This window comes from Paenibacillus radicis (ex Gao et al. 2016), assembly GCF_014641555.1.
Taxonomy (GTDB): Bacteria; Bacillota; Bacilli; order Paenibacillales; family Paenibacillaceae; genus Pristimantibacillus; species Pristimantibacillus radicis.
Map to the genome: position 1 here is coordinate 143,069 of NZ_BMHY01000003.1, position 18,159 is coordinate 161,227.

General features: G+C 52.0%; 13 protein-coding genes. All 13 read right to left on the reverse strand.

The window, feature by feature from the left end; genetic code table 11:
- Window positions 1–39 precede the first annotated feature (39 nt).
- Window positions 40–3,510 carry a glycosyl hydrolase family 95 catalytic domain-containing protein gene (locus IEX98_RS09340; protein ID WP_188888690.1) on the reverse strand — a complete coding sequence of 1,157 codons (3,471 nt, stop codon included), beginning with the start codon at window positions 3,508–3,510 and terminating at the stop codon, window positions 40–42.
- Window positions 3,511–3,838: 328 nt separating this feature from the next.
- A complete protein-coding gene (locus tag IEX98_RS09345) occupies window positions 3,839–4,786 on the reverse strand; it encodes an ROK family protein (protein WP_188888691.1) in 948 nt (315 codons plus the stop codon).
- Window positions 4,787–4,808: 22 nt separating this feature from the next.
- Window positions 4,809–5,519, reverse strand: a complete 711-nt coding sequence (locus IEX98_RS09350; RefSeq protein ID WP_188888692.1) for a copper homeostasis protein CutC — start codon at window positions 5,517–5,519, stop codon at window positions 4,809–4,811.
- Window positions 5,516–7,030 carry a M17 family metallopeptidase gene (locus IEX98_RS09355; protein WP_188888693.1) on the reverse strand — a complete coding sequence of 505 codons (1,515 nt, stop codon included), beginning with the start codon at window positions 7,028–7,030 and terminating at the stop codon, window positions 5,516–5,518. The genes IEX98_RS09350 and IEX98_RS09355 overlap by 4 nt, the downstream gene beginning before the upstream one ends.
- Window positions 7,031–7,077: 47 nt before the next feature.
- Window positions 7,078–8,064, reverse strand: a complete 987-nt coding sequence (locus tag IEX98_RS09360; protein WP_188888694.1) for an ABC transporter ATP-binding protein — start codon at window positions 8,062–8,064, stop codon at window positions 7,078–7,080.
- Window positions 8,061–9,062: an ABC transporter ATP-binding protein gene (locus tag IEX98_RS09365; protein WP_188888695.1), complete on the reverse strand. Its 1,002-nt coding sequence runs from the start codon at window positions 9,060–9,062 to the stop codon at window positions 8,061–8,063. The genes IEX98_RS09360 and IEX98_RS09365 overlap by 4 nt, the downstream gene beginning before the upstream one ends.
- A gap of 16 nt (window positions 9,063–9,078) precedes the next feature.
- Window positions 9,079–9,909: an ABC transporter permease gene (locus IEX98_RS09370; protein WP_229692100.1), complete on the reverse strand. Its 831-nt coding sequence runs from the start codon at window positions 9,907–9,909 to the stop codon at window positions 9,079–9,081.
- Between the two features lie 101 nt (window positions 9,910–10,010).
- Complete coding sequence (locus tag IEX98_RS09375; RefSeq protein ID WP_188888697.1) at window positions 10,011–10,937, reverse strand: ABC transporter permease subunit; 927 nt, start codon at window positions 10,935–10,937, stop codon at window positions 10,011–10,013.
- A 105-nt stretch (window positions 10,938–11,042) separates the two neighbouring features.
- Window positions 11,043–12,650 carry a glutathione ABC transporter substrate-binding protein gene (locus IEX98_RS09380; protein WP_188888698.1) on the reverse strand — a complete coding sequence of 536 codons (1,608 nt, stop codon included), beginning with the start codon at window positions 12,648–12,650 and terminating at the stop codon, window positions 11,043–11,045.
- A 94-nt stretch (window positions 12,651–12,744) separates the two neighbouring features.
- Window positions 12,745–13,749: an asparaginase gene (locus tag IEX98_RS09385; protein ID WP_188888699.1), complete on the reverse strand. Its 1,005-nt coding sequence runs from the start codon at window positions 13,747–13,749 to the stop codon at window positions 12,745–12,747.
- A gap of 56 nt (window positions 13,750–13,805) precedes the next feature.
- Window positions 13,806–14,960 carry an ROK family transcriptional regulator gene (locus tag IEX98_RS09390; RefSeq protein ID WP_188888700.1) on the reverse strand — a complete coding sequence of 385 codons (1,155 nt, stop codon included), beginning with the start codon at window positions 14,958–14,960 and terminating at the stop codon, window positions 13,806–13,808.
- Between the two features lie 370 nt (window positions 14,961–15,330).
- Entirely contained in the window at window positions 15,331–16,905 is a 1,575-nt protein-coding gene (locus IEX98_RS09395) for an ABC-F family ATP-binding cassette domain-containing protein (protein ID WP_188888701.1), read from the reverse strand.
- A gap of 87 nt (window positions 16,906–16,992) precedes the next feature.
- Complete coding sequence (locus IEX98_RS09400; protein ID WP_188888702.1) at window positions 16,993–18,018, reverse strand: phosphotransferase family protein; 1,026 nt, start codon at window positions 18,016–18,018, stop codon at window positions 16,993–16,995.
- Between the last annotated feature and the right edge of the window lie 141 nt (window positions 18,019–18,159).

An 18,159-nucleotide genomic window follows, 5' to 3' on the forward strand; every position in this document is an offset into this window, starting at 1 on the left:
ACAAAGACCACCAACACTCTCTATTTATAGAGTTAAGTCTTACGCCTGAACGATAAAATAGTCCAGATTCGCGCCGGAATCGCCGCTATTCAGCTGCAGCTTAACGACGCCATTCGCCGGTATAGCGACAGCCGTCTGGGCGGTAGCATACACCCCGCTCCAAACTCCGGTAGAGGGAAAACTTACACTTTTGATAAAAGTGTTATTGACGTAAAGACTGAGCTTGCTGTTCGTATTGGCTGTTGTATAGCCAATAGTGAGCTGACTGCCAGCGGTTGGACTGGTGAATGCAACGGAAGAGCTGCCAGGTGTGGACAAGCCAGTCACTTCATAGCCCCCAGAAGCCGCTGTATCCGCCGTAACATTAACGCTGGTCAGCGTTCCGCTTTCGGCTTCGATCTTCTGATTTTGCGATTCCACGGTAATATAATCGATATTCGCTCCTGAATCGCCGCTGTCGAGCTGCAGTTTAATCGTAGCTCCAGCCGGTATCGCCACTGTCGCCGTGGCAGTGGAATACGTCGTATTCCAAGTCGAGGTGGACGGGAACGTAATATTGCCGCTGTCTACCCCATTAATATACAGGCTAAGCCTTCCCGGATTGTTCGCCGTGCAATAGCCGATTACAAGCTTCGATCCCGCCTGTACATTAGCAATGGACACGGAGTCGCCAGCATTGGAGAAATGATCCGTTGCCTTGCCGTTAGAGGCGGCGGCATCGTCATAGACGCCAACGGTTCCGGTTCTTGTTCCGTTCTCCGCCTCATATTTCACGCCCGCATTTCCGCCACTGCCTCCATCGCCACCCCCGCTGCCGGAGCTGATGACTACCGATGACATTTTGTCATTAGCATTAGGGTTCGTGCTGCTCGGAAAATCGGTATCCGCAGTAAAGATCCATTGCGTCCCCGTAAAGTTGTCATTATCATAAATCGTCACTGTATAGCCCAGTGGCACTCTGATCGAAGATACCCAGTTGTCCGGAATGCCTGCGGCAACAAGCTGCGCTGTCGTGTAGCTCCCCGGAGCAAGCGTCCTCGCAGTTCCCGAGTAATTGGAATCCTCATAGAAGGTTGTAACGGTGACGCGGCCTCCCGCCGCATCCAAGCCCAGCTTCGAGTTCGTACCGCTTAACGCCTTCACGCCTTGATTGGCCGTTCCGGTAAGCTGTGTATGCCCGAAGCTAGAGAAAGGCTTAGCCGTCCGCTCCACGATATAGACCGCGCCCGCTGTCGTATTAAACGTAAACTCGGCGCTTGAGGATGTGGAGACAACCGTATTGTCGGAAGCTCTCCGGACTTGAACGGCTTGCGTTCCCCACGGATTTACAACAGTGGCAGGTTTGCCGTAAAGACTCTTAATGCCGACATATTTAATCTCATTGGCCGCCTTCTCCGAGCTGACCAGGAAGCCGCCGCTGGCAAGCAGCGTAAACTTGCTTACGAAATTTGTTTCGGTCGGCAGCGCCGGGAATACCCGGATTTTATCGTTATAGCTTTGAAGCAGCGATTCATTCATCGCCGACAGATGAACGCCCATATATTCAAACTCACCGTTCGAATTGGTCGTTCTGCCGTTCGGGTATTGCTGATAGCGCTGCAGCATCATCTTCATGCCGAGATACGCCTCATTGCCGAGACCAAGGCGGGCAGCTTGTATCGGAGCCGGGTCCCACACATTGTTGGACGTATACGGATAAGGCCGGCTGTTGTAGTTGTTCACCAGCATCTGATAATCCGCCGATCCGATGCCGCTCACGCTGTAAGGCCATGCCAGCTCCAGCACAACATTCTCGTTGTTCCGGTTTTGCGAGATCGGCGGCGTATGCGGCGCATATTTATTCGGATCGCTTGGGTCAACCGGATAAGCGACCAGATTATTTAATACATTTTGCCATTCAGCACGAAGCGTGGCATCGACACCCAAGCTCGCACTCGTCTGAATCGAGACCGGGAATAATGCGCGGATTGCCGCCAGGTCGGTAATGGCATTTTTCACATTCCAGTGCTGCTCATGAGCGTTGGAAGAGGCCATGAAATATTTGCCGGTAGCGGTATCGTAGGAAAGCTTCTTGGCATAGAACTTAACTGCTTCCTTCATAAATGGATAAGCGGTGCTGCTCAAATAATTAGTATCATTCGTATACTTATATTGCGCATACATGTTCAATGCTGCTTCCGAGGCGGTAGACAGTGTATTTTTCGTATAGTCGCTATAAATTGTCCCCTCCGGACTGCCGTTCCAGCCCATCGTTTCCGGGACCCATATGCCGTCGATGCCATACCTTGTCATCGTATACGATTTCAGCGTGTTGAAGTTGCGGCTGTACAAATTATTGAACACGTTAACCATATCGGCATGGTTGGAGGCGAGGAAGGAATGGTACACATCCCGCTGATTCCAATACCAATAGGCGTTGCTCCATTTGCCGCTGTCATTGTCGTTAACGGCGCTAAATACACCATTAATAAAGTGGAACGGGTAGTTGCCGAAGGAGCCTGCGGCGATCATATAAGTGCTCAGATAATAGAAGCTCTCCATATAATCAGCATCGCCTGAAGGGTTGGAATACTGCACGAAGGATTTGGTCCAGAAATCATGCCACCAGTTTTTATAATTCGTTAAGGTGGTGTTGTAGCCCGTGCTCTTCACGGCGGAAAGCTGATTTTTGGCAGCCGCTACCGAATCATGCCCTGGAGCATTAAGCCGGCTGGCGCTGGAGATCCAAATGGTATAGCTGGAGGATGGTGTAATGTTCAATCGTACTTTACTGCCGCCAACCGCTTGGGTCGTAAAGCTCGCCCCCTCGACGGTAGCAGCCAGCGTGTAGCCAAAGTTATTCGCGTCCGTCTGCCCCCTGCTGAGTCCAACGACCGTCGGATCGACGAAGGTAGAGACGGTTCTCCAGGTGTTGATATCCGGCACATCGCCGCCGCTGAAATTGCTCACGTCCCATAGACTTAAATCCAGTGAGACGCTGGACAGGCCGGTACGGCTGTCTTCCACATGAATGCCCATCACTTCGGAATTGGGCGCGCCCATAATCGTTATTTTACGGTTGGCATCGTATTCGGTGGTCAGCAGACCGTCATAGAGCGAAAGCCGCTGCTTGTACGTCGTATAATTCGAATTCAGCCCCGGGTTCGTATACAGATTGACGAGCCCTTGCGAAGCAAAGCCTTCCTGCGAAGCATCCACACCGGATACTTGCATCGTAATGCCGTTAAGCGTATCCCACACCATTCCGCCTACCCGTCCGTTGCCGACGGTCAAAGCCCCTTTCGGATCTGACACCGGCGATTGAAAGACAACATCATGCTTGGACAAATACGAGGCATAGTCTACATCCAGTACGCCGGTTGACGTATTAAACGCTTGTGACGTGGCGCTATCCGCCGCCGATGCAACGCCGCTTGTTCCAATTAAAGCTGTGACGGAAGAAAACGAAAGACTTCCAACTACCAGTAGACTGGCAAGCATCTTAAAGCCACTCTTCTTCTTAAGCTTCATGGGCCCGCAAACCTCCATTAGGTTCATATTTTATAAACCAAACAATAAAGCGCTTACATTTCTGAGTATCATAACCTCCCTTATATCAACTTCACCCCCTTACTATTGATTATCTCTGTCTCAATCTGCCTGTACTGACATGACGCTCTCATGCTGTTTATACCCTAATCATAGTGCCTGACGCGTTTAAAACAATGGAATAATTTCCACAAATAGTCGAGAAAAATACAAAATGAGGACGTAAGCTGCAAAATAGACTGAAAAATGAGCAGGTGGAAATAAAAAAAAGACGCAGCGGATGTTCTGCCTTCCGCTACGCCTTGTATGCTTATACGTTAAAGAGCGATGCTGCTCCAATTAGTCCAACATCATCATTCAGACCTGCAGGCACGATTTCAAAAGTGTTCCGGTACGGAGCCATAACGAAGCGTGCCGTCTCTTCCCGCAGTTTTGGGAACAACAGGTCCCCCGCTTTGCTCACACCGCCGCCGATGACGATCCGGTCGGGGTTAAAGGTGTGAACCACATTGGCAAGACCGATGGCTGTATAACGAATCATCCGGTCAATTACTTCTGCAGCCAGTGCATCGCCTTGGCTCGCCGCCTCAAACACATGGCGCGAAGAAATTTCTTCCCCGGCCATCGCCGCAATCTCCTCAATAGCGGAGCCGCCGCCCTCAAGACGCCGTAATGCTTCGTTGCGAATTGCAGTACCAGAAGAGAAGGTTTCCCAGCAGCCCCGGTTGCCGCAATTGCAAAGCTCGCCTTCCGGATGAATAATCGTATGGCCAAGCTCGCCTGCAAACGACTTGCTGCCCAGCAGCAGCTTGCCGTCCAGAATGACTCCCGCTCCAATGCCGGTGCTCAGTGTCACATAAACCATATTTTGCGAACCGATGCCGGCCCCGCGGACATATTCTCCCCAAGCGGCTGCATTCGCATCGTTGACCACCTGCACTTGAACGCCGCCCAGGTCGGCTTCCATCCACTGCTTCAGCGGCACATTATTCCACTCGGGAAGGTTCGTACCGTTCAGCGCGATCCCCTCACGGCTATCCACCGCGCCGGGGGATGCCAGCCCTACTCCGCTCAGCTTCCTTCCGCCGGATACGCGCTCGATCATGCTTACCATGCTTTGCACGACTTCACGCGCTGTCGAGGCATCAGCCGTATCAATCCGCTCGCGGTTCAACACGGTTCCCGCTCCGTCAAATATAGCAGCGGCGATTTTCGTGCCGCCTAAATCCACTCCAACTACATAGTTATCGTTACTCAAAGCTGCTCACCTTTTTTCAACTCTATTTATCGCCATTAGGATGCAAAATGCCTGCCAAACGGCTAAGCCGTTCCGAATCGATCGCTGCCAGACCCGAGGATCCGACTCGTACCGCCGTGCCGAAATGCACCTCGGAAACGCCGGTAGCCGCCACAAATTCGCTGATCCCTTCGATCGTCAATCCGCTGCCAGCAAGTATGCGAAGCGAGCTTTCACGCGACGCTTCTTCCAGCGCTCGAATCTGATCCGCCGCTTGCAGGGCAGGCTTTAAGCCGCCGGAGGTTAGAACACGATTAATTCGGGGATAAGTCTGCAGTATCCGCAGACCCGCCAACTGATCCTCCAGCTCATCAAACGCCCGGTGGAAGGTTACATTCAGATGACCGGCCAGCGGCAGCAGTTCATCCAGCCCAGCCGTATCAATATGGCCTTCTTCATTCAGAAGACCGATTACGATGCCTGAAGCTTTCGTAGCAGCAATAGCCTGAATCTCCTCCGCCATCGTCTCCTTATCCAGCTTATCGTATACGAACGACCGGCTATGCGGTCTGACCATAACGTTAACCGGAATGCGAACCGCTTCCGTTACCTGCTTCACCATCCCGATGCCGGGTGTTAGCCCGCCTTCGGTGATGGCCGTAATTAATTCAATCCGGTCGGCGCCGTTTCTCTCCGCTTCCAGCGCATCCTGCACGCAGGTTGCGATCACTTCTAATCCTGTATGCCGGCTCATCCTTGGCTCGCCTCCGTATCTGCACTCGCATCCACACTCGCAGCATTGGCAGCATGCTCCACTAGAAAACAACGCTCCGCATAATCCGCCAGCAGCCGTGCCCCGTAGCCGGTTGCGCCGACGCCGGAATAGCCGACATCCGATTTATACTGAACGGTGCCCGCCATATCGATATGAACCCAATCCATCGAAGGCGCAACGAAGCGCCGGATGAACAGCGCAGCCGTAATAGCGCCGGCCAGCGTGCCAGTACCAACATTGCGCAGATCGGCATAGTCGCTGCGAAGCTCTGATTCGTATTCGTCCATCAGAGGCATCGGCCATAGCCGCTCCCCGTTCCCTTCTCCTACCGCAACAAGCCCCTGTGTCATCTCTTCATCGCCCCAAATCCCGGCGATACCAAGCCCCAAGGCTGCGCCAACATTGCCGGTCAGCGTTGCGATATCGATGACTTTAGCGGCTCCAAGATTCGCGGCGTGCAATAGCGCATCCGCAATAACGAGACGGCCTTCGCCGTCGGTATTGGCCACCTGAACGGTCAAGCCATTCGGATACCGAATGACTGACGACGGCAGCATTGCCTCCATACCCGGCAAGTTATCGACGACAGCAATTAGCGCAGTCACGTTTACGGCCGCGCCCGTTCTCGCCAAAATATCCATAGCGCCAACAACTGCAGCCGCTCCGCCCATGTCCATTCTGGCATCGCTGATGTCTCTTCCCGTCTTGACGTTCATGCCGCCCATATCGAACGTTACGCCTTTACCGATAAGCGCCAGCATAGGCTCTCCGGGCGCCCCTTCATAAGCCAGCTCAATGAGTGCAGGCTCATGCACGCTTCCCGCTCCTACTGCAAGGAGACCGTTCATCTGACGGTCCACAAGCTCTTGCCCTTGATAGACATGCAGCTTAACCGGCAAATCTGCGAAATGCCGCTGCACGACTTCAACGAAAGCTTCCGGGTGAAGGCCGTCCGGCGTCTCATTCACGAGATCACGCGTCAGCATCGTCGCTTCGGCCCGAATGCGAGCCGCGGCTATAGCCGCTTCGCACTCCGCCACAGATACGTCTGCTGTTGCTTCCTTACCCGGCGCAAGATAGAAATCAACCGTTCGATCTGATGCGGTCAGCCCTCTATATTTGTCATAGCGGTATAGACCAAGCAGCCAGCCCTCCGTCCAAGCTTGCAGACAAACCGAGACGCCGGCCTTAAACGCTCTCGAAGCCTCAGCCAGCGCTGCGATATCCAGTTCGCCGCTAGAGCGTCCTTCCTTGCGCAGCGCCCTTGCCGCATAACCGCCGGCCCGGCGAAGCTTTTCCAGACTCAATTCGTCCGCCAAGCCCATACCAAGCACGAGCACATCCGTTTCCTGATTCGTCCTAGCATAGAACCATGTAACCGTACCGGCTTCCCGGCGGTTGTCCGGCAGTTCATATTTAAATGGCTGGCCGGCATAAGCCAGCATGATCTGAATCTTGGAACCGGCAGCCGATTCTATTCGAATATTCATCGTTATCCCTTCTTCGCCTGAAGTTCAACCTCGATCTTATGCTTCGTTTAGTTCTTCGACATAACTTCCTCGTCATAGAGATGGCAAGCGACCTGACGGCCCGGCTCCACTTCTTGGAACACTGGAACCTTCGTCTTGCAGACTTCCATACAAGCCGGGCAGCGCGTATGAAAACGGCAGCCGGATGGCGGATCGACGGGACTTGGCAGATCGCCCTTCAGTATAATTCGCTCCCTTGCCATGCTTGGATCGGGAACGGGAACGGATGAGAGCAGCGCTTGTGTGTATGGATGCAGCGGACGCTCATACAGTTCATCCTTAGGCGCCGTTTCCACGAGCGAGCCCAAATACATAACCCCGATGCGGTCGCTAATATGCTCGACAACGCTAAGATCATGCGAGATAAAGAGGTACGTAAGACCGTATTGCTCCTGCAAATCTTGCAATAGATTCAGAACCTGGGATTGAATCGATACATCCAGCGCGGATACCGGTTCGTCAGCTACGATCAGGCTCGGACGAACGGACAATGCGCGAGCAATACCGATCCGCTGGCGTTGTCCGCCGCTGAATTCATGCGCATACCGCTCGGCGTGAAAGCTGTTCAGACCGACCACTTCGAGCAGTTCGGAAGCAAGTTTATCCCGCTCTCCTTGGCTGAGCTTCGTATGAATCAGCAGCGGTTCCGCTACCAGATCCTTTACCTTCATCCGTGGATTAAGGGACGCATACGGGTCCTGGAACACCATTTGCATTTCCTTGCGGATGGGACGCATTTGATTATCATTCAATTGCGTAATATTTTGCCCGTTGAACCAAACCTCGCCTTGATTGGGAGTCAGCAGTCTCGTAACGAGACGGCCAGTGGTCGACTTGCCGCAGCCGCTTTCGCCCACAAGGCTGAACGTCTCGCCTTTGCCGATGGAGAACGAAATATTGTTGACCGCCTGCAAGTATTTGTTGTTGCCAAACCAGCCTTTATTGACGAGAAACGACTTTTGCAGCCCTTTTACTTCGATAAGCGGCGTGCTCATGCGCCGGTCCCCCCTTTCAATTCCGTCTCCTGCGTCAGCCAGCAGCGGCTTTTGCGAGTGCTGTCGCCAGATGCAGCGAGCAGCTCCGGCTCAGCAGTCAGACATTGCGGCATCACATGCGGACAGCGAGGCGCGAATTTGCAGCCTGCCGGCATACGGGACAGATCCGGTACATTGCCTGGAATCGACTCCAGCCGCCGTACTTTCTGACGAAGCTTCGGTACCGAGCGGATCAAGCCTTGCGTATACGGATGCTGCGGGTTTTCGAACAGCTCCTTCACCGGAGCTTCTTCCACTACTCGTCCCGCATACATGACAACTACACGGTCGCACATTTCGGCCACGACCCCGAGATCATGCGTAATGAGCAGCATGCCCATGCTTCTCTCTTCCTTCAACCGCTTCATCAGGTCCAATATTTGCGCTTGAATCGTAACGTCCAGCGCCGTCGTCGGCTCGTCAGCGATCAGCAGCTGCGGATGGCAGGACATCGCCATCGCTATCATGACACGTTGTCTCATTCCTCCGGACAGTTGATGGGGGTAGTCATTCATAACCCCTTCTGCCCGCGGAATGCCTACCAGTTGCAGCATATGAATCGCATGCTCGCGTGCCTTCGATTTGTTATAGCCCAAATGCAGGCGGATCGGTTCTTCCAGTTGCTTGCCGATTCGCAGCACCGGGTTCAGCGAGGTCATCGGCTCCTGGAAGATCATCGCCAGATCCTTGCCGCGCACGCTGCGCATTTCCTTATCAGACAGACGCAGCAAATCTTTGCCTTTAAATTTCACGCTGCCTCCGGCATTCCTGCCCGGGGTTCCTTTCAGCAGCCTCATAATCGACAGGGACGTTACGCTTTTGCCGCAGCCGGATTCTCCGACGAGGCCAAGCACTTCCCCGCTGTTTATATGAAAATCCAATCCGGCGACGGCCATTACATTGCCGCCATCCCGCTTGAATTCCGTTTTCAGCCCTTCTACTTCCAGCAATTTATCCATCGCGGCCTGTCCCCCTTTAGTTTTTCATTTTGGGATCAAGAGCGTCCTGCAGTCCGTCTCCGACCAGATTAAAAGCAAGCACCGTAAGAAATATAATTAAACCCGGGAAATAAACGACATGCGGAGCAATGCTCAAGTAGTCACGCCCCATGCTTAGCATAGCGCCCCAATCCGGCTCCGTCGGCTTTGCGCCCATGCCCAGAAAGCTCAGGGACGATGCGGCCAGAATAGCTCCGCCAATCTTCATCGTAACGTTGACGATAACGCTCGGGAGCGTCTCGGGGAAAATATGACGCCAAATAATTCTTCTGTCCTTCGCGCCCATCGACCGTGCAGCTTCTACGAATAACGTTTCTTTGGCCGATAGTGTAACGCTTCGGATCATCCGCGCAAAGGACGGGATGCCGAATACCGCTACTGCGATAACGACGTTGGTCAAGCCCGGACCGAGGATCGCCACGATACCGATAGCGAGCAAAATATCAGGAAACGAGAACAGCACATCGCTGCTTCGCATAATAAGCCGGTCCAGCCATTTGCCGTAAAAGCCGCTAAGCAGACCAAGGATGGTACCAAAGAAGGCGGCGATAAATACAGCGCTCAGACTAACAGCAAGCGAGAGACGCGTGCCCTCAATCAGCCGGCTCAGTATATCACGGCCATATTCATCCGTTCCCGCCCAATGCTTGAGCGAAGGCCCGGACAGCATCGAATCATAGTCTGGCGCGTCTGGATCATATGGCGTCAAGTACGGGCCGAATATAGCGACCAGCAGCAGTAGAATAATAAAAATCCCAGCAACGAGCGAAAGCTTCTGCTTGCTGAATTTGCGAATAAACTCAGCCATTGCGCTTTTGCGCTTCGCAGGTGCAGCCTCCTGTCCGGAGCCTCCGGATGAGCGATGTTCTGCAGTTGTCGATTGTTGACTCATCTGTGATTCTCCTTCCTCTAGTTCGAATCGAATCTGATCTTCGGATTCAGTACGCCGTACAGCAGATCGACGACCAGATTAATCAGGATAAACTCGGTAGCGAACAACAGCAGCTCCGCTTGAATAACGGTGTAATCGCGGAAGGCGATGGAGTCGACGAGCAGCCGTCCGAGGCCCGGAATACTAAACACCGTCTCTACCATGACGGAACCGCCAAGCAGGAAGCCAAATTGCAGACCCGCTACTGTCACGACTTGAATGAGTGAGTTGCGCAGCGCATGACGTCCAACAACAACGAATTCATGCAGCCCTTTTGCCCGGCCCGTACGAATATAATCCTCGCGCATCGATTCCAGCATCGACGTTCTGGAGAATCGCGCAAGCATCGACATAATACCCGCTCCAAGCGTTAAGGACGGAAGTACATAACTGGACCAGGAATCGACGCCACCGGTCGGAAACCAGCCAAGCTGTACGGAGAAAACTTGAATAAGGACAAGACCGAGCCAGAAGCCCGGAACCGAAATACCGGATATTGCGGTAATCATCCCAACGTGATCCGGCCATTTATTGCGCTTGACCGCCGAAATGATCCCGATCAACACGCCGATGATAACTGCCCACACCATGCTGAATATCGTCAGCCAGATCGTCGGCATGAAACGGCTCGCCAGCATTTCGCTGACCGGCAATCCCGAGCGTATCGAGTTGCCAAGATCGCCTTTGAACAAGTTACCCATATAATCGATATATTGTCTCCATAGCGGATCATTGAGGCCCAGCTGTTCACGGATGCCGTTGATCTCTTCTAGCGTGGCGTCCTTGCCGGCAACTAGCCTGGCCGGATCGCCTGGAATAAGGTGAATGAACATAAATACGAGCACCGATACGACGAAGAGGAGCGGTATCACTCCCAGCAATCGTTGCAGAGCATATCTTCCCAAGCTGGAAACCTCCTTAGAAAAAAAAGAGAGGCCGCTTCAATAAACCCATGCTGAAGCAGCCCCTCTCTCTTATTATTGCTTCCTATTATTCGTGGTCTTGTTGAGTTATTGCTTCACTTCTGCTTCACGAACATTGACGGAACCATCCGGATAGACTTTTACGCCTTCCAGATACGAGCGTTTGCCCGAGATCACTTGGTCAACGCCCAGGAATGCCCATGGTGCGTCATTCCAGATTTGTTTTTGGATATCGGCATAGATCGATTTCGCATTGTTGGCGTCAATCGATTTATTCGCTTCCGCAATCCATTTATCAACGTTATCGTTTTTGTAGTACGCAGTGTTCGATCCTGCAGGAGGGAACATTTCGCTGCTGAACAAGCCTCTTGTAGCGCCGTCCGCATCACCGGAAGACGGCGACCAGCTTACGAACCACATTTGAATTTTTGCTTCTTCCGGCGTTTTAGCCGAGTTGATTTGATCGGAAAGCGTAGCGCCCTCCATCGATTTCACATCAAGCTTGATGCCTGCAAGCGCCAGCTGTTGTGCCAGGAACTGCATGCCTTTCATCGTCTCGGAGTCGTTCTCGCCCCAGATTTCAGCAGAGAAGCCTTCTGGATAGCCCGCTTCCTTCAGCAATTGCTTCGCTTTTTCCAAGTCATAGCCGTAGCCTTCTTGCTTGGAGTAATATTGTGTTTTCGAGGACATGCTGGAATCAAGCGCCGAGCCCAGTCCCGATTTTACAACTTTAATGAAAGCATCTTTATCAATTGCGTAGTTGATTGCTTGACGAACCTTCACGTCGTCGAACGGTTTTTTCATCGTATTCAGTGTTACATAACGCACGATTGTGGAGTCCGTTTTGTCGATCACGATGTTTTTGTCGGTTTCGAGCAGGTTAACTTGCTCAGTTGGCATCGGATAGATGAAGTCCGCTTCGCCTGTTTTCAGCATCGCAGTACGTGAACCGTTTTCTGGTACCGGTTTGAACGTTACGCTGTCGACTTTAGGAAGACCAGCTTGCCAGTAGTCAGCGTTTTTCTCAACAACGAGGCGGTCGCCTTCAACCCATTCTTTGAATTTGAAAGGACCTGTACCCACTGGGTTTTGACCGATTTTTTCACCGTATTTCTCAAGAGCAGCCGGGCTGATCATCAGGCCCATAGCCAGCTTGTTCAGGAATGCGTTGTATGGCTCGCTTAGTGTAATAACAACCGTATTTGCATCAGGTGTTTCTACCGTAGCTACTTTTGCAAAGCTTTTACGCATTCTCAGGTTGTTTTTCTCATCCTGGATACGTGCAATATTGATTTTTACAGCTTCGGAGTTGAAATCCGTACCATCATGGAATTTCACGCCTTGCTTCAATTTAATCGTGTAGACCAGACCATCGTCGCTGATCGAGTAGCTTTCTGCCAGAACCGGCTTCAAGCTCATATTCTCATCAAAGCCCATCAGGCCTTCGTACATGGATCTTGCACCGGAAATCGAGTTTGTGTCGCCTGCATTGTGGGGATCAAGTGTAATAAAGTTCGCATTCAGCCCGACAACTACGTTGTTGCCGTTTTTCGAGCCAGCTGCCGGTTTTGTGCCTTTGCCGTCTGTTCCTGCATTTGCTCCTCCGTTGTTATTGCCCGATCCGCAGCCCGCGGCTACTACAGCAACAATTACAAGAAGCATTAACATGGACCATGCTTTTCCTTTGAATTTCATTCTGCCACACTCCCTATGCTAGTATTGTGTATCTATTAGAATCACTTCATTCCGGCACCTTGAGGCTTTCCGTCACAAAGAATATTCTCTTGCCTTAGAGCGAGAAGACCGGCTTGCGTTCGCCGACTACCGTTCCCCCGTCATTCACGATGATGTTAGGTACGAGTTCATACAAACGGTCGATCGTCGAACGGTCGCTGTAACCAAGCTTTTCTAGAATCGTTGCGATAATGCACGGCCATACTTGCTCGGAGCCGTCGGATACCTTCAGGGAAATACCCAGTCTTTCCTTGCGGAGACCGATGCCATAAACCCCTTTCGCCCCGCCTTTCGCGCTAAGGTTGCTGTCTTTCAGCAGCGCGGAGCAGACAAATTTCGTATCGGCGATCATGTCGGGATTCTCATTCATCAGCTTCGCAATTCGAGCAGCAGCCGCTCTAGTATCGGCATCTGCAATCAAATCCGGGCAGGCAAGCTTCAAGTACACCAGCGCAATCTTATGAAGCGGAAGCGCATGAACCGGGAGACCGCAGCCATCAATTCCAACTGGAATAGACGACGCTGGCACCTCAGCCAGGTAAGCAAGCGACTCTATAATTTCCTGCTGCACCGGATGATCCAGCTCATAGTAGGTTTCCGCGTTCCAGCCCATGTGCTTGCTTAGACCGATCAAGCCTAGATGTTTGCCTGAGCAGTTATGGAACAGTCTGCGCGGAGCTTCATGGTTCTGATGCCGTTCCGCCTTCGCCTGCTCGTTGAGCGGGTAAGTCGAGCAGCAATGAAGCGTGCTCTCGGACACATCCATTTTGTTCAAAATCGATTCAAGCGCATCGATATGGAAAGACTCGCCGCGATGCGAAGCTGCGAACAACGAGGCTTCCTTGCCCGTCAAGCCATACACCTCGTCGATTTGCCGCTTCATGCCCGGCAGCGCTTGGAAAGGCTTAGCGGCTGAGCGAAGAAAGGTCATATGCTCCGGATTTCCTGTTTGATAAATGATCTTCCCGGTCTCGTCCACAACCGTTACTGCTCCATAATGGACGTTCTCGAGAACGCCGCCCCGATATTCCTCAACCAATGGCACAAAGCTGCTGCTCATGCTGTACTCCCCCTTAAGCTATATCGTTTATCTATCTTTCTATCTGACTCTGACTGTTAATCCAATTTGAAAAATTGCGTCTGCGCCAGCAAGCCGGAGCCGATCATTACACCCGCTACGTTCAGTTCCGACCTTACGAAGCGGAAGGAATCCTGCAGCGGTTCCCATACAAAGCGTGACATGCAGCGCTCCTTGACTTCCTCATATAAGTCCGGAAATTTATCCGCCAGCTCACCGCTGAAGATGACGCTGTCCGGGTTGTACATGCATACGACGTTATTGACTGTAATCGCCATATAAGTGAGTGCCCTGTCAATGAGATGAATCGCCCAGCGCTCACCCGTATCTCTTGCAGCGAACAGCTCCTCCACCGTCTGAATCGGTGCAATCTGATTGGCTTCCTGGAGCAGCGATGGAATCGTAATATAGCTTTGCAGGCAGCCAGCCTTGCCGCATTCACATAACGTACCATTCGGATCAACCGTTGTATGGCCAATCTCCCCGGCGCTGTTCATTTCACCGCGATAGATTTCACCTTCCACAATAAGTGCCGAGCCGACGCCATTGCCAAAGCCCAGCAGTGCCGTCCGGCTGGAGCCGATCGCCGAGCCCTTCAACTGCTCCGCCAGCGCCTTAACCTTCAGCTCATTGTCGACATTGACCTTCAGGCCGGTCAGCTTCTCGAGCGATTCGCCGAGCTGTACGTTCTTCCAGCCCAGCTGGACGGAGAATACAACGACCCCATTGTCATTGTTGACGATACCGGGAAGTCCCACACCAATACCGACGATTTGCTTGCGTTCGACGATGTTCCGATTCAGCATGCCGTTCAGTACATCAGCAATTCGTTGCACGGTGACAGCTGGCGTTTCCTCCACAGTCCGGTCATGCCGTTCGCTGTGGACCAGATTGCCCTGCAGGTCGACAACGCCTACGCTTATTTCATGACGATCCAGCTCCACTCCAATCGTGATGACTGAAGCGTCCACCATGCCAAGCAGCGTCGACTTTCGGCCCAGGCCCTCGGACACTTGCTCCGACTCCAGAATATATCCCTGCTCCGTCAACTCTCCAACAATACGCCCTACTGTCGTAGGACTCATGCCGGTCTGCTTGGCGATCATCGCTCGTGAAATAGGATTATGATTTTTTATCATTTCAAAAACGGTCAAACGGTTTTGCCGTTTAATGAAGTCCTGATCATGCTTCATACAATCATTCCCCTATTTAATTTCTTCATTGGATTAATTGCCGTGAAAAAAGGCATGAAAATGATGTTTTATCTGGTAAATTGGGGTTAAATTTAAGGTTTTACTCTTTATATTCTCCAGTGATGTTATTAATATAAAACATCCAATGGCCGTGTGTCAACATATATAACATTTTTCGAGTTTGATATTTTTGGCCGCTCGAAGTAAGCGCTTCATATTCCAGTAAAAGCATCGGATATAAAATATTACATCTAATTAGGCTTAACTCTTACATATATCTTACATAGAATCAGTCCAGTTAATATTTATATTGTAAAAAAGACCCGAAGCCGCTTCTCGCGAAGAGGCTTCGGGTCTCGTATAGAGATCGTTATAGACTTTGTTCACTTATTCCAGTGACTGGATCAAAGCTCAACATTTTCGTCCCGATTTTATCGATAAAGAACCTGTCATGACTGACCGTAATAACGGCGCCCGGGAAATGAATCAGCGCTTGCTCCATGACCTGGATGCTCGTTAAATCCAAATGATTCGTCGGCTCATCGAGAATAATGACGGCCGCACCGGACAGCAGACATTTCGCCAGCGCCACCCGGGCCTTCTGTCCTCCTGACAGACTGCTGATCGTCTTGCTAAGATCCATTTCCGAAAATTGCAGCATGGACAGGAACTTGTTGACCTTTTTCCGTGGCGCGTCCAGTCCAAGCCCATACGTATTAACGGAGTGGCTCACCGTATCCTTCGGATCAAGCTCCTCCCACATCCGGTTGAAGTAAGCATAGCTGACGCCCCGCTCCCAGACGACTTCTCCGGCTTCAGGCTTCTCTGTGCCGGTGAGCACTTTAATCAGCGTGGACTTGCCGCTTCCATTCGGTCCTGCGATCACCAGCCGGTCTTCCTTCTGGATATCAAAGCTGACATCCCGGAAAATCTCCCGGCCTTCATAGGACTGCCCGATGGCCTTCACTTCGCACAGCTTGTCCGGAAACCGCAGCCGCTCGTAAATATCGGTAATAAGTACGTTAACGGGATGCGGCTCAATCCGCTTCTTGTTGTCAGCCAATTTGCGGGATAGCCTGTCTTTTGCAAAAGACTTGCGGCTCACACGGCTGTCGATCGCTTCCGATTCCATAAGAAGCAGCTCTTCCTCCCACTCAAACTGACGGTCCAGCTCCTTCTTGCGCATCTTCTTTTTACGAATGTAGTCCGTATAATTACCCTCGTACTCCTGGAAATGATAGTTCTCGATCTCAATCGTCCGCGTAACGACTTTGTCGATAAATTCGCGGTCATGCGATACGAGAATCATAGCGCCTTTGAAGCGGTACAGCCACTGCTCCAGCCAAGCGATCCCTTCCAGATCCAGATAGTTCGTCGGCTCGTCCAGCAGAACGACATCCGGCTGCTCAATGAGCATCTTGGCGAGAGCCGCGCGGTTTCTCCAGCCGCCGGACAATTCATCGACCGGCTGATTGCGCGACCTGTCATTGAAGCCCAGCTTCGTAAGCACCGTGTTGATCTCCACAGCTACGTTCCAGCCGTCCAAATGATCCATTTGCTCGAACAGCTCTGCCTGTCTTGCCAGCAACGCTTCCATCTCGCCGTCGTCAGTGACCAGACCAAGCTTCTCTCCAACCTCCTGCAGCTCCCTTTCAATTAGAGCAACCTGCTCAAAGCTGTTTTCCAGCTCTTGTTGAACGGACAGATTGCCGCGCATTTCGGAAAACTGCGAGAAGTATCCGATTTTCACTTGCGGGTCAATCTCTACTTTGCCGGACGTCGGCTCATCCTTGCCCATAATCAGCTTGAACACCGTCGACTTGCCGGCGCCGTTGCGGCCGATCAATCCTACCCGTTCTCCTTGACTTAGGCGAAAATAAATATCGCGAAAGATCATAGACTCTTCATATTTCTTTGTGACGTTCTCCAACCGAATAACGCTCATGGCTTCACCCTTCTGCTTCCGTTAGTCTAGTTGATTATAACACTTGTTCGCGGGCATATGTTTGCTCAAAGCGCCGCTGCGCTGCTGCTACGAGCCGGTGCCAAGCCCGCCATAGCGTCTGATGTATTCCGGATAAGCACGAAGATGGATTTCCTTCGCCCGCTGCCGGGTTTTCTCCATCCATTCCGGCACGCCCTCTACCTCGACATAATCGGCAAGCACATCAATGACATCATCGAGCAGCTTTGCCCGGAAGTAAAGCTCCAGACGCTCGGAAATACCGGTGCCTTTGGCCGCAAGCTCTAGCTCTAGCGCTTGCTCCTGCCAACGCCGCCATTCCTCCGACTCATGCAGCGTCCACAGCAGCACGGAATAATCCATCGCTGCATCACCGGCTGCCGACATGTCATCCCAATCGATTATCCAGAACCGGCCGGAATCCTCTACCAAAATATTGTCCCAATGAATGTCGTTATGAACGACATCATTGGCGGTATGCTGAAATGCAGGATTGTCGCTGGCCAACTGGCGCAGCACTTTGACCTCACGGTCAAACCCGTCCAAATCCTGCTCCGTTACAAAATCCAAGCTTTCCTTCTCCGACCTGATCACTTCCATATCCTCTTCCAAGCGGCAAACATACTCTTCAATAAAAGCATCCGCATAAGAAGCAGCGGCATCCTCTTCAGCGAGAATTTCTCTAATCCGTTCATCCTGCTGCAGCCGTTGCAATAGCTCCAGCACTTTCATCGCAATGGGACCGGGATTTGCCGTTTCACTTAACGGCCTGCTTTTAATAAATTCAAATACAAGACCGTAGGAATAACCGGGAACGATCTCATCCTCGATTTCCGCGATCAGGCGCGGCGCATGGTAGCGCTCTGCCAGATCACAGCTTACTTTGGCCCAGCGCTTCAACCGTTCCGCCTTCTTCGGCGGCGACAGCTTTATATGGCGGGCCGTCTCGCCATCCGATACCCGGTAGGACATATTGCTTAAACCGCCGGGATTCCATATCGATTGAACCTCTATCCGGGTTGGATTCAGTCCTAGTGAGGAGGCATTGGCGATTGCCCAGCTTTTCACTTCTAATTCAGCAGCTTGCATGTCCATCTGGCCGTGTGCCCCTTTCAGGATAACTATGGAGTATATTTCATCCTAATAATTCTAGTTGAGGGCAGTTTATCCTTTATACTATTAAAAATGAACCTAATGGCCGTGTGCGTTGTCTGTTTGGTATGGAGGTGAGAAACG